The following is a 12,733-nucleotide window of genomic DNA, read 5'->3' on the forward strand; positions in this document are numbered from 1 at the left end:
GGGAGTTTTGTGGTGGTTTTTTTTGGTTACCCACACCCCCCTTGGCAGAGTGTTTTTGCAGCACCACACCTCCCCTTTCCCCGGGGGCAAAAACCCCCCCCCCCCCCCCCCCCCCCCCCCCCCCCCCCCGGGCGGTCGCTCAGGAGCGCCGCAGGTCGCGCAGCGCGTCCTCGACACTCCGGTGGAAGGTGGGGTAGGCGAAGATCATGTGTCGCAGCGTGTCGACGGGCACCCGCGCCTGGACGGCCACGGCCAGCCCGTACATCACCTCGCCGCCCGTCGGTCCCGCCGTGGTCGCGCCGACGAGCACGCCCCGGTCCACGTCCTCGACCAGCTTGACCAGGCCCCCGTTGCCGGCCTTGTGGATCCAGCCGCGCGTGGAGTCGGGCACCCGGGACAGGCCGGTGCGCACCCGGAGGCCCTTCTCGCGGGCCTGCTTCTCGGTCAGGCCCACGGCGCCCACCTCGGGGTCGGTGAAGGTCACCCGGGGCAGGGCGCGGTAGTCGGCGTCCGGGCCGGGTTCGCCCAGGACGCCCCGGACGACGATGTCCGCCTCGTACATCGCGACATGGGTGAAGGCCCCGTGCCCGGTGATGTCGCCGGCGCCCCACAGCCCCGGTGCCGCGAGCATCCGGCCGTCGGTCCGCAGCCACCGGGCCGAGGGGTCCAGGCCCACGGTGTCCAGGCCGAGCGGGGCGAGGTCGGCGTGGCGGCCCGTGGCGACCAGCAGCCGCTCGCCGGTCAGCTCCTCGCCGTCCTCCAGCACCAGGGTGAAGGCGTCCCCGGCGTGGCTCGCCCGGGTGACCCGCGCCCCGGTGCGTACGGTCAGCCCCTCGTCCCGCAGCACCCCGGCCACCAGCGCGCCCGCCTCCGGTTCGTCCGCCGGGATCAGCTCGTCGAGCGCCTCCACGATCGTCACCCGGGTGCCGAAACGGGCGTAGACCTGGGCCAGTTCCAGGCCGATCGCGCCCCCGCCGAGCACCAGCAGGGAGCGCGGCGGCTCCTTGGCGGCGATCGCGTCCCGGTTGGTCCAGTACGGCACCCCGTCGAGCCCCGGCACGGGCGGGATCGAGGGGCGGGTGCCGGTGGCGAGGACGACGCCGCGCCGGGCCTCGAAGACCTGGCCGTCCACCTCCACCCGCCCCGGCCCGGCCAGCCGGCCGCGGCCGCGCACCAGCCGGCCGCCCTTGCCGGTGAAGCGCTCGGCGGCGACCCGGTCGTCCCAGTCGTCGGTGGCCTCGTCGCGGACACGGGCCGCCACGGGCGCCCAGTCGGGCGTGACGTGCGCGGTGCCGGCCATGCCGGGCACCCGGCGGCCCTCGGCGAGGAGGTTCCCGGCCCGGATCATCATCTTGCTGGGCACACAGCCCCAGTACGGGCACTCGCCGCCGACCAGCTCGGCCTCCACGCCCACCACGTCCAGACCGGCGTCGGCCAGCTCGCCGGCCACGTGCTCACCGCCCGGGCCCATCCCGATGACGACCACGTCCACCTGCTCGGCCACGGCACGCACCTCTCTCGCGTCGGCTCCGGATGCCCACCATCCCACCGGCGCCGGGGAGCGTCACTGTCCGACGCGCCCCGGTTGGAGCACCTTGGTGAACAGCACCCCGCCGTTCTCGTCGCGCAGCCGCACGGTCAGTTCGCCGCCGTCGCCGTCGATGGCCACCTCGCCGAAGAACTGGCTGTCCCGGCCCGGCGGGACGTTCGCGGTGGCCGGGGCCTTGACGAAGGGCTGCTCGGGGCCGAAGGTCCCGTCCAGCCGCACCGCGGGGAAGCCGCCCGCGTTGAGGGGCCCCGTCACGAACTCCCAGAAGGGGGCGAAGTCCTTGAACGCCGCCCGGGCGGGGTCGTAGTGCTGGGCCGAGGTGTAGTGGACGTCGGCGGTCAGCCACACGGTGCCGGTGATCCGCCGGTGCTTGATGTGCCGCAGCAGCTCGGCGATCTGGAGCTCCCGGCCCAGCGGCGCCCCGGGGTCGCCCTGGGCGACCGCCTCGATGTTCACCGGGCCGTCCTGGACGACGAGCCCCAGCGGCATGTCGGCGGCGATCACCTTCCACACCGCCCGCGACCGCGACAGCTCCCGCTTGAGCCAGCGCAGCTGCTCGGCGCCGAGGATGCCCTGGGTGTCGTCGGGGCGGCGGCCGGGGGAGTTGGCGTCGCGGTAGGTGCGCATGTCGAGCACGAAGAGGTCGAGCAGCGGGCCGTGGCGCAGTACGCGGTAGACACGTCCGGAGCCGTCCGGGCGCTGGGTGGACAGCGGGACGTACTCGGAGAAGGCCCGGCGCGCGCGGGCCGCCAGCACGTCGACGTTCTTCTCGGTGTAGCGGGCGTCGTCCAGGATCTGGCCCGGGTACCAGTTGTTGCGCACCTCGTGGTCGTCCCACTGGATGACGGACGGCACTTCGGCGTTGAAGTCGCGGAGGTTGGAATCGAGGAGGTTGTAGCGGAAGGCACCGCGGAACTCGGCGAGGGTCTCGGCGACCTTCGACTTCTCCTCGGTGGTGACGTTCCGCCAGGTGCCGCCACCGGGCAGCGCGACGGTGGGCTGGATGGGGCCGTCGGCGTAGATGTTGTCGCCGCTGCACAGGAAGAAGTCGGGGTTCAGGCGGCGCATGTGCGTGAAGACGCGGTAGCCGCCGAGGTCGGGGTTGATGCCCCAGCCCTGCCCCGCCAGGTCGCCCGACCAGACGAAGCGCACGTCCTCGCGGCGCGCGGGCGCGGTGCGGAACGAGCCGTGCACCGGGCGGCCGGTGCGCCGGGGGTCGTCGGGGTCGGCGAGCAGGACGCGGTAGTGGATCCGCTCGCCCGGCGGCAGGCCGTGGAGGGCGGTACGGCCGGTGAGGTCGGTGCCGGGGCCGATCACCGGTCCCGTCCAGCGGTGGACGCGACGGAACGACTCGGTCGCCGAGGTCTCGACGATCATCCGCGCCGGACGGTCCGCGCGCGCCCAGACCAGGCCCGAGGAGCTCGTGACGTCCCCCACCTGCACGCCCCAGCGGGCCTCCGGCCGGCCAGGGAGCGCCAGCGCCGGGGCGCCCCCGGAGAACGCCGGGAGCGCGGCCGCCCCCGCGGCGACCGCCGTCCCCCGCAGCAGCGCCCGCCGCCCGATGCCGTCCCGCCCCGAACCGTGACTCATGAACAACTCCTCCTGTGCGTCCGGCCCCGTGGTTCCGTCCGGCCGGTGCCCCGATTCCTACCGGGGCCGGGTGCCCGGCGATCGAACACACCGTGAACACCGGGCACGGCCGCCCCGGCCGCCCCCCGGCCCCGGCTCAGCGCGAGGTGTCGAGGATGACCCGGGCGACGCGTGCCGGGTCGTCGTTCATGGGGCAGTGGCCGCAGCCGGGCAGCCGCACCAGCCGGGCGCCGGGGATGACGTGCTTGGCCCGGACGCCCTGGCGGCGCGGCAGGATGCGGTCGCCGGTGCCCCAGGCGATGGTGACCGGCAGGTGCGGCAGGTCGTGGGTGAAGCGGACGGTCCGGCCCGCGGCGAGGACGGCCTCGAAGCCGGTGGCCTCGCGCATCGCCCGGGTCTCGGCGACCACCGCGTCGGGCGAACGCCTGCCGGGGCGCGCGTAGATGGCGCTGGTGAGCGCGGCGCGGCCGGCCGCGGTGCGGGCCAGCCGGGTCACCGCCCCCTCGGGCAGCCGCAGCGCCGCGTGGCGCATCCCCAGCAGCATCGTGACGGCGTAGAGGCGCTCGGCCTCGGTCCAGAACCCGGCGGGGGAGAGGGCGGTGACGGACCGTACGAGCTTCTCGTGGCCCAGCTGGAGGGCGATCAGGCCGCCGAGGGAGTTGCCCGCGACGTGCGGCCGGTCCAGGCCCAGCGCCTCGAAGAGGGCACGCAGCACCGGGATCACGCCCGCCAGGTCGTAGGTGACGCCGTCGGGCAGGGCCGGGGAGAGGCCGAAGCCCGGCAGGTCCACGGCGATCACGTCGCGCTCGGCGGCCAGGACGCCCACCACCGGGTCCCAGACCTGGAGGTGGTGGCCTATGCCGTGGAGCAGGACCAGCGGCTCCCCGCCGCCGACCCGTTCGTAGACCACCTGGGCCGTCCGGCGCCCGCCGGGGTCGACGGGGAAGGAGATCGTCTCGGCCATGGGAGCTCCTCGTCATCGGTGGGGCGGCGTACCGAGACAGGATGTCAGCAACGGTTACCACTGGGTAGACCTCGTGGGCCGGACGGCGCCGGGCCCTTCGGGTGACGACAGCGGCCGCCCGTGGCCGGATGAGGACGGCATTGGTCTTGACCAAGTCCGCGCACCGTCCTATGGTCGCAGGCATACTGCAACAACCTTTAATAAAGAAGCGCGCGAAATCCTTGCGGAGGATCAGGGTGGGGACCACGCAGCTGGAATCGGTACCGGAACCGAAGTACTGGCACCTGAAGACCGTCCTCAGCGACGCACTCGACTCCGAGTTCGCCGTGGGCGAGATCCTGCCCAACGAACGTGAGCTCGCGGCCCGGTTCGGCGTCGCCAGGGCCACGCTCCGCCAGGCCCTGGAACAACTGGAGCTCGAAGGCCGCCTGCAGCGCCGCCGGGGCGTGGGCACCACCGTCGCGCCGCCGCGCATGGGTGTGGCCGTCGCCGACGCGGCGCACACGTGGCCCGGCGCGGCCGACGACGCCTGGGAGACCCTCGACGGCACCGAGGAGGCCCCGCCCGCCGCCGTCGCCCGGCTGCTGGACCTCGCGCCCGACGGCACCGCGCACGCGGTCCGCCGCCACCGCAGGACCCACGGCCAGCCCGTCGCCGCCGAGACGCTCTACGTCCCCGCCGCCAGCGTCCCGGGCCTCGCCGCCATCGACGACGCCGCCGGGGCCGCCCGCGCCCGCGCCGTCCTGCGGGAGCTCCAGCGCCTGCGCCTCGACGGCCAGGAGCGGTCCGTCGAGCTCGGCTCGGCCCGCGCCGACGAGGCCAAGCAGCTCGACCGGCTGCCCGGCGCCCCGGTGCTCGTGGTCACCACCCGCTACGTCGCCCAGGGCCGCACCGCCGCCGTCGCCGTGGCCACCTACCGGGCCGACACCTGCCGGCTGACCTTCGGCGACCCGGCCGGCGCCGGCGTCCAGCTGCTGGCCGGCTGACAGGACGTCATACGTCGCGCCGCGCCGTGACGGTGCTCTCGACCGCGAAGAGCCGTTCCTCCACGTGGTCGAGGGCCAGTCGCAGCGCGCCCGTCGCCACCGCCGCCTCGCCCAGCAGCGACTGCGCCACCACCGGCGGCCGCAGGCAGTAGCGGGCCAGCTCCGTCCGCAGCGGCTCCAGCACCCCGGCCGGACCGGCCGCCCAGCCGCCCACCACGACCAGCTCCGGGTCCAGCGCCAGCACCAGTGCCGCCACGTCGTGCACCAGCCGGCGCAGATACCGGTCCACGGCGGCCCGGGCCCGCTCGTCGCCCTGCCCGGCCAGCGCGAACACCCGCGCCACTTGCGCCTCGTCCAGGGGGTGCAGCGGCTCCCCGGTGGTGGACAGCACCTCCTCCGGGGTGGCCTCGCGGCCCAGCAGGTGCAGCGCGCCGATCTCCCCGGCCGCGCCCCCGAACCCCCGGTGCAGCCGCCCGCCGATCAGCGAGCCGGCGCCCGGGCTCAGCCCCGCCTGGACGTACACCACGTCGTCCGAGCCGACGGCGGCGCCCTTCCAGTGCTCCGCCACGGCGGCGGCGTTCGCGTCGTTCTCCACCAGCACCGGGCAGCGGAACGAGCGCCGCAACCGCTCCCCGAGCGGCAGTCCGGTCCACTGGGGCAGGGCCGTGCCCAGCCGGACGGTCCCGTCCGCCTCCACGATGCCGGGTGTGGCCACCCCGACGGCCCGCAGCGCGCCGCGCGCGACGCCGGAACGCCTGAGCAGATCGGAGACGGTGAGCCGGACCTGCTCCAGCCGCTCGTCGGCCGGGGCGGTCGCGGAGACCTCCGCGTGCGCGGAACCCGTCACGCGCCCGCCGAGGTCGGCCAGCAGCGCGGCGACGCGGTGCGGCCCGATCTCGATGCCCAGCAGATGCCCCGCCTCCACCCGGAACCGGAACCGCCGGGCGGGCCGCCCCTGGCGGCGCGCGGCACCCTCGTCGGCGGCGGCCTCCACCACGAGGCCCGAGGCCATCAGCCCCTCGACCACGCCCTCGACGGTCGGCCGGGACAGCCCCGTCACCTTGACCAGGTCGGTGAGCGTGGGGGCCGCGGCGGCACGCAGCGCGTGCAGCACCACGGCCGAATTGATCCGCCGCAGCAGGGACGGGTCCCCACCGGTGAGCCGCCCCAACGTGCCGCCTCCTTGCTTTGCGCGCCCTTTGCCCGCACGGATCGTATCCGCTGGAACGGCACCCGGCGAGCCTCGCGGACCTAGCCGGGTGTGACGAACCCCGACTCGTAGGCGGCGATCACCGCCTGCGTCCGGTCCCGCGCCCCCAGCTTCGCCAGCACGGCGCTGACGTGCGACTTCACCGTCTCGGTGCCCAGCAGCAGACTCCGCGCGATCTCCGGGTTGGACATCCCCCGGGCCATCAGCCGCAGCACGTCCGCCTCACGCGGGGTCAGCGCGGCCCGCTCCATGGCGGCGCGCGCGTCGTCGTTGCCGCGCGCGGCCGCCAGCCGGCGCAGCGCGGCCGGGAACAGCAGCGAGTCCCCGGTGGCCACGGTCCGCACGGCCTGCACGATCTCGGCCGGCGCCGAGCGCTTGAGGAGGAATCCGTCGGCGCCGGCGCGCAGCGCGTCGTAGACGTAGTCGTCATTCTCGAAGGTGGTCACCACGAGGATCTTCGGCGGCTCCGGCACCGTGCGCAGCACGGCCCGGGTGGCCTCGATGCCGTCCAGCAGCGGCATCCGTACGTCCATCGCCACCACGTCGGGGCGCAGCGAGCGGACCAGCGGCAGGACGGCCGCGCCGTCCGCCGCCTCTCCCGCGACCCCGATGTCGGGCTGGGCCTCGAGGATGGCGCGCAGACCGGCGCGCACGAGGGGCTCGTCGTCGACGAGCAGAACGGATATCGGCACGGCGTCACCCTAGTCGGCCGGCCGGGACCGCCAGCGGGAGCCGTACCCGTACCCGCCAGGCGCCCTCGTGCTCGCCCGTCTCGGCGTGCCCGCCCAGCAGCGCGGCGCGTTCGCGGATACCGCGCAGCCCGCTGCCGCTCCCGGTGACCGCCGCCGCGCCGCCGGGCCGCGCGGCGGGGGCCTCCAGGGTGTTGCGGACGTCCAGTTCCAGCGCGTCCGCGCCGACCGTCATCCGTACGGACACGTCCACGGCACCGGCGTGGCGCACCACGTTGGTGAGCGCCTCCTGCACGATGCGGTAGCCCTCGCGCGAGACCGGGCCCGGCACGTCCGCCAGCGTGCCGGTCACCTCGGCCGTGACCCGGGCGCCGGAGGCGCGGGCCGCGGACAGCAGCCGCTCGGCGTCCGCCAGTGAGGGCCGCCCGGACGGGTCGGGGGCGTCCTCCCGCAGCAGCCGCAGCACCCGTTCGAGGTCCTCCAGGGCGTGCCGGCCCGTCTCCTCGATCGCCGCCAGCGCCTGCCGGGTGAACTCCGGCGAGCCGGCGGCGCGCGCCGCGCCCGCCTGGACGACGGCCACCGTCAGCGCGTGCCCCACCGAGTCGTGCAACTCCCGTGCCAGCCGGTTGTGTTCCAGTAGCCGCTCGGTGCGCTCCTCCAGCGCGGCCAGCCGCGCCGCCGCCGACGGGCCGAGCAGCGCGCGGGCGGCGCGGGCGGTCAGCCCGCCCGCCACGACGACGAACGCCGCGAACAGCGCGGCGACCGCCGGGGCCAGCGGCGCGTACCACCAGTGGGACGCGTGGGAGGTGTGCGTCAGGGGAATGCGCAGCGGCACGCCGCCGTCGGCCGACCGCAGCAGCCTCACCACCAGCGTCGGCACATGGACGCTCAGGAAGGCCGTCACCGTGCCCAGTTCGTACCGCAGCACCAGCCACAGGGCCGTGCGCCACCGGTCCTGCCCGGAGGCCGAGGGCGCGGGTACGAGGGCCGGCTCCCCCTCCGTCCCGCGGGGCAGGAGCAGCAACTGCGCCTGCATCCCCTCCGAGAGCCGCACCCCGGGGACCATCGCGAGCCCGGCCAGCAGCGGTAGCGGCACCACCAGCAGCCATACGGCGGCGGGGGTGTCCATCCTCCCCAGCCCCGGGGAGACGAAGGCGCAGACCGTCGCCAGGACGATCGCCATCACCAGGTGGAACCAGCGGGTCCAGGTGAGCGCGCGGGTCAGCGGGCGCAACGCGGTGATCATGAGGCAATCCTCCCAGCGTCCCCCGCCCCTGCCCTCCCCCACGCGGGGGAGGAGCGGCCCACCCGCGGGGGATCACCGGCCCCGGTCCCGGACGGCAGCCTGGTGCCATGACCTCGATCGACATCCGCGAACTCACCAAACGCTACGGCCCGGTGCACGCCCTGGACCGGCTCACCGTCACCGTCCGCCCCGGCCGGGTCACCGGCTTCCTGGGCCCCAACGGCGCCGGCAAGTCCACCACCCTGCGCGTCGTCCTCGGCCTCGACCGGCCCACCTCCGGCACGGCCCTGGTCGGCGGCAGGCCGTACGCGTCGTACGCCGAACCCCTGCGGCAGGTCGGCGCCGTGCTCGACGCGGCCGCCGCCCACCCCGCCCGGACCGCCCGCGACCACCTGCTCACCCTGGCCCTCAGCAACCGCATCCCCGCCCGCCGGGTCGAGGAGGTCCTGGAGGAGACCGGACTGGCCTCCGCCGCCGGGCGCCGCGTGCGCACCTTCTCCCTCGGCATGCGCCAGCGCCTGGGCCTGGCCGCCGCGCTGCTCGGCGACCCGCCCGTGCTGATGCTCGACGAGCCCACCAACGGACTCGACCCCGAGGGCATCGTCCAGCTGCGGCGGCTCACCCGCCGGCTGGCCGACGAGGGGCGCACGGTCCTGATCTCCAGTCATCTGATGAACGAGATGGCGCGGACCGCCGACCACCTGGTGATCCTCGGCCGCGGCCGGCTGCTGGCCGACGCCTCCCTCCAGGACGTCGTCGGCGACCACGCCTCCCTCGAGGACGCCTACTTCCGCCTCACCTCCGCATCCGCCGAATACACCGCTACGGAAGGCCGGCCGTGAACACGCTCACCCCCGTCCTGCGCTCCGAATGGATCAAGATCCGTTCCGTCCGGTCGCTGCTCGTCACCCTGTCCGCCGTCTTCGTCGCCACGGTCGGTGTCACCGTCCTGGTGCACGCGATGGTCGGCCGGGCCGAGGCCGACAACCCCGACTTCGAACCGGTCGGCGGCTCCTACTTCGGCCTCAACTTCGGCCACATCGCCGCCGTCTGCCTCGGCGTGCTGGCGGTGGCGGGGGAGTACGGCACCGGCGGCCAGATCCGGCTGTCGCTCGCGGCCGTCCCCCGGCGGGGCCTCTTCTGGACCGCCAAGCTGGCCGTGCTGGCCGCCCTCGCGCTGCCCGTCGGCCTGGCCACCGGCATCGGCTGCTTCGCCGGGGCGCAGGTGCTGCTCGGCGAGTACGGCGTGGGTCCCGGCGCGCCCGGCGCGCTGCGCTCGATGATCGGCTGCGGGCTCTACCTGACGCTGCTCACCCTCTTCTCGGCCGGGGTGGCGGCGGTGGTGCGCAGTCAGGTCGGGGCGCTCTCCCTGCTCACCCCGGTGGTCTTCCTGATCTCCCCGATCCTGTCCGGCGTCTCCGTGATCGGGGACGCGGTGGCCTTCCTCCCGGACCGGGCGGGCCAGCAGATCCTCCACCCCCACCCCGAGGGCCCGCTCGGGGCGTGGGACGGGATGGGCGTGATGGCCCTGTGGGCGGCCCTGGCCGTGGCCGCCGGATGGTGGGTGCTGCGCCGCCGCGACGCGTGACCGGCCGCGGCGGCGCCCGGTCAGGCGGTGGTGTCGTCGGCGGCGTCGGCGGCCGTGCGCAGCCGGCCGAACTCCTCCGCCATCCTCGGCAGCGTCCAGGAGGCGTTGAGGCCGCTGGGGTTGGGCAGGGCCCAGATCCGGGTGGTGCCGATCGTCCGCTCCTGCGGGCCGATCGCGGCGCGCCGGTCGCCGAAGGCGGTGCGGTAGGCGGTCACCCCGGCTATCGCCAGCCAGCGGGGCCGCAGCAGCTCCACCTTCTCCACGAGCAGCCGGCCGCCCTCGCGGAACTCGTCGTCGGTCAGCTCGTCGGCGCGCGCGGTGGCCCGCGCCACCACGTTGGTGATCCCGAGGCCGTAGGAGAGCAGCTCCTCCTGCTCGGCCGGGGCCAGCCGGCGCGGGGTGAAGCCCGAGGCGTGCAGCACGGGCCAGAAGCGGTTGCCCGGGCGGGCGAAGTGGTGGCCGGTGGCCGCCGACATCAGGCCGGGGTTGATGCCGCAGAACAGGACGCGGAGGCCGCCCGCGGTCACGTCGGGGACGACGCGGTCGCGGGCGGCCTCCAGCTCCTCGGGTGTGAAGCCCACGTCAGAGGATGGAGCCCGGCGCGTAGGCGGCGGCCTCGGGGTACCGCTTGGCGATCTCCTCGATACGGGAGACCACGGTGGCGACCTGGTCGCTCGCGGCGCCGGTGAACGACAGCTTGTCGGCCATCAGGGCGTCGAGGGCCGCACGGTCCAGCGGGATGCGCTCGTCGGCGGCGAGCTTGTCCAGCAGCTCGTTGCGCTCGGCACCCCGCTCCCGCATGGCCAGCGCGGAGGCCACCGCGTGCTCCTTGATGACCTCGTGCGCGACCTCGCGGCCGACGCCCGCGCGCACCGCGCCCATCAGCACCTTGGTGGTGGCGAGGAACGGCAGGTAGCGGTCGAGCTCACGGGCGACGACGGCCGGGAAGGCGCCGAACTCGTCGAGCACGGTCAGGAAGGTCTCCAGCAGGCCGTCCAGCGCGAAGAACGCGTCCGGCAGCGCGACGCGGCGCACCACCGAGCAGGAGACGTCGCCCTCGTTCCACTGGTCGCCGGCCAGCTCGCCGGTCATCGAGGCGTAGCCGCGCAGGATGACCATCAGACCGTTGACGCGCTCGCAGGAGCGGGTGTTCATCTTGTGCGGCATGGCGGACGAGCCGACCTGGCCGGGCTTGAAGCCCTCGGTGACCAGCTCGTGGCCCGCCATCAGCCGGATCGTCTTGGCGAGCGAGGACGGCGCGGCGGCCAGCTGCACGAGCGCGGTGACCACGTCGTAGTCGAGCGAGCGCGGGTAGACCTGGCCCACGGAGGTGAAGGCGTGGCCGAAGCCGAGGTGCTCGGCGATCCGCCGCTCCAGCTCCGCCAGCTTGCCGGCGTCGCCGCCGAGCAGGTCGAGCATGTCCTGGGCGGTGCCGACCGGGCCCTTGATGCCGCGCAGCGGGTAGCGGGCGAGCAGCTCCTCGGTACGGGCGAAGGCGACGAGCAGCTCGTCGGCGGTGGTCGCGAAGCGCTTGCCGAGGGTGGTGGCCTGGGCGGCGACGTTGTGCGAGCGGCCCGCCATGACGAGCTCGGCCTGCTCGGCGGCCAGCTTCCCGAGGCGGCCCAGGACGGCGACGACGCGGTCGCGCACCAGCTCCAGGGAGAGCCGGATCTGGAGCTGCTCGACGTTCTCCGTCAGGTCGCGGGAGGTCATGCCCTTGTGCACGTGCTCGTGGCCGGCGAGGGCGTTGAACTCCTCGATGCGGGCCTTCACGTCGTGCCGGGTGACCTTCTCGCGCTCGGCGATGGAGGCCAGGTCGACCTGGTCGAGGACCCGCTCGTAGTCGGCGAGCGCGGTGTCCGGCACCTCGATCCCCAGGTCCTTCTGCGCGCGGAGCACGGCGAGCCAGAGCTTCCGCTCCAGCGTCACCTTGTACTCGGGGGACCAGAGCACGGCGAGCTCGGGGGAGGCGTAGCGGCCGGCCAGGACATTGGGGATGCGGGGCTTTGCAGTCACGTGACCGAAGTCTACTGGCGTATCGCTCAGGTCGTGGCCCCGCCCCGGTTCGTGCGTTGCTACGAGAGCCGGCCGGGTTCCCGTACGGAGCGCCGGCCGGCGACCGGGGTCACGACGCCGGCACGTCGTACGGCAGGAGTTCGGCGCGCTTGGGCGGCCGGCCGTCCCCCGAGGAGCGGCCGGTGAGCCGGCGGCCGATCCAGGGGACCAGGTGCTCCCGGGCGAAGCGCAGGTCGGAGCCGCGCCGGGCGCCCCAGCCGGGGCGCGCCGCAGGCGGCAGCGGCGTGTTCCAGTCGGCCTCCGCCGGGTGGCCGAGCGCCTGCCAGACGGCCTCGGCCACCCGGCGGTGGCCCTCGGCGTTGAGGTGCAGCCGGTCCTCGGCCCACATCCGCGGGTCGCCCAGCGCCTCGGAGGAGAAGAGGTCGACGACCACCGCGCCGTGCCGCTCGCCCAGCTCGTCGATGAAGTCGAACAACTCCTCCATGCGCGGCCGGACGCGCTCCAGCACCGGACCCCGCCGGCCCGGGCTGCGCATGAGCACCAGCTGCCGGCAGGAGGGGGCCAGCCGCTCGACGGCCTCGGCGAGCCGGGCGCACACCAGCCCCACGTCGCACGAGGGCCGCAGCACGTCGTTGAGCCCGCCGACGAGCGTGACCAGGTCGGCGTCCAGGGACGCGGCGGCCACCGACTGCTCGTCCACGATCTGCCCGATCAGCTTGCCCCGCACGGCGAGGTTCGCGTAGCGGAAGCCGGGGGCGCGGGCGGCCAGCCGGGCGGCGAGCAGGTCCGCCCAGCCGCGGTACGAGCCGTCCGGCAGCTCGTCCGACATGCCCTCGGTGAAGGAGTCGCCCAGGGCGACGAAGCTGGTGTGGGGGTGCGCGGAGGTCATCGGCAT

Annotated in this window: 11 protein-coding genes and 1 pseudogene; 3 read left to right on the forward strand and 9 right to left on the reverse strand. The window is 75.0% G+C overall.

Annotated features, from left to right (window positions below; genetic code table 11):
- Positions 1–139: 139 nt before the first annotated feature.
- The 3 genes from AC07BS_RS14960 to AC07BS_RS14970 all read right to left on the reverse strand — a co-directional run bounded on the left by AC07BS_RS14960 (position 140) and on the right by AC07BS_RS14970 (position 4,103).
- Positions 140–1,504, reverse strand: coding sequence for a dihydrolipoyl dehydrogenase family protein (locus tag AC07BS_RS14960; protein ID WP_478932419.1), 1,365 nt, complete (start codon positions 1,502–1,504; stop codon positions 140–142).
- 60 nt (positions 1,505–1,564) lie between these two features.
- Positions 1,565–3,139, reverse strand: a complete 1,575-nt coding sequence (locus AC07BS_RS14965; RefSeq protein WP_478932420.1) for an alkaline phosphatase D family protein — start codon at positions 3,137–3,139, stop codon at positions 1,565–1,567.
- A gap of 136 nt (positions 3,140–3,275) precedes the next feature.
- Entirely contained in the window at positions 3,276–4,103 is an 828-nt protein-coding gene (locus tag AC07BS_RS14970) for an alpha/beta fold hydrolase (protein ID WP_478932422.1), read from the reverse strand.
- A 236-nt stretch (positions 4,104–4,339) separates the two neighbouring features.
- Between AC07BS_RS14970 and AC07BS_RS14975 the strand changes: the two genes are divergently transcribed.
- Positions 4,340–5,089 (forward strand): GntR family transcriptional regulator, encoded by a 750-nt coding sequence (locus tag AC07BS_RS14975; protein WP_478639523.1) that lies wholly within the window; start codon positions 4,340–4,342, stop codon positions 5,087–5,089.
- A 7-nt stretch (positions 5,090–5,096) separates the two neighbouring features.
- On the opposite strand, the gene AC07BS_RS14980 is transcribed toward AC07BS_RS14975, so the two are convergent.
- The 3 genes from AC07BS_RS14980 to AC07BS_RS14990 all read right to left on the reverse strand — a co-directional run bounded on the left by AC07BS_RS14980 (position 5,097) and on the right by AC07BS_RS14990 (position 8,234).
- Positions 5,097–6,260, reverse strand: coding sequence for an ROK family transcriptional regulator (locus tag AC07BS_RS14980; protein ID WP_478639520.1), 1,164 nt, complete (start codon positions 6,258–6,260; stop codon positions 5,097–5,099).
- Between the two features lie 80 nt (positions 6,261–6,340).
- On the reverse strand, positions 6,341–6,991 hold the full coding sequence (locus AC07BS_RS14985) for a response regulator transcription factor (RefSeq protein ID WP_478639517.1): 651 nt from the start codon (positions 6,989–6,991) through the stop codon (positions 6,341–6,343).
- A gap of 4 nt (positions 6,992–6,995) precedes the next feature.
- Positions 6,996–8,234 (reverse strand): sensor histidine kinase, encoded by a 1,239-nt coding sequence (locus AC07BS_RS14990; RefSeq protein ID WP_478932425.1) that lies wholly within the window; start codon positions 8,232–8,234, stop codon positions 6,996–6,998.
- A 107-nt stretch (positions 8,235–8,341) separates the two neighbouring features.
- Between AC07BS_RS14990 and AC07BS_RS14995 the strand changes: the two are divergent.
- Both AC07BS_RS14995 and AC07BS_RS15000 read left to right on the forward strand, forming a co-directional pair.
- Positions 8,342–8,992: pseudogene (locus AC07BS_RS14995) on the forward strand (ABC transporter ATP-binding protein); the annotation flags it as partial.
- An 80-nt stretch (positions 8,993–9,072) separates the two neighbouring features.
- Positions 9,073–9,822, forward strand: a complete 750-nt coding sequence (locus tag AC07BS_RS15000; RefSeq protein WP_478932427.1) for an ABC transporter permease — start codon at positions 9,073–9,075, stop codon at positions 9,820–9,822.
- 20 nt (positions 9,823–9,842) lie between these two features.
- On the opposite strand, the gene mug is transcribed toward AC07BS_RS15000, so the two are convergent.
- From mug to AC07BS_RS15015, 3 genes are all read right to left on the reverse strand, one after another.
- Complete coding sequence (gene mug, locus AC07BS_RS15005) at positions 9,843–10,403, reverse strand: G/U mismatch-specific DNA glycosylase (RefSeq protein ID WP_478639510.1); 561 nt, start codon at positions 10,401–10,403, stop codon at positions 9,843–9,845.
- Position 10,404: 1 nt separating this feature from the next.
- Positions 10,405–11,838: an adenylosuccinate lyase gene (gene purB, locus AC07BS_RS15010; protein WP_478639509.1), complete on the reverse strand. Its 1,434-nt coding sequence runs from the start codon at positions 11,836–11,838 to the stop codon at positions 10,405–10,407.
- Between the two features lie 109 nt (positions 11,839–11,947).
- A complete protein-coding gene (locus tag AC07BS_RS15015) occupies positions 11,948–12,733 on the reverse strand; it encodes an SGNH/GDSL hydrolase family protein (protein WP_478639506.1) in 786 nt (261 codons plus the stop codon).

This window comes from Streptomyces sp. NPDC044063 (assembly GCF_056434285.1).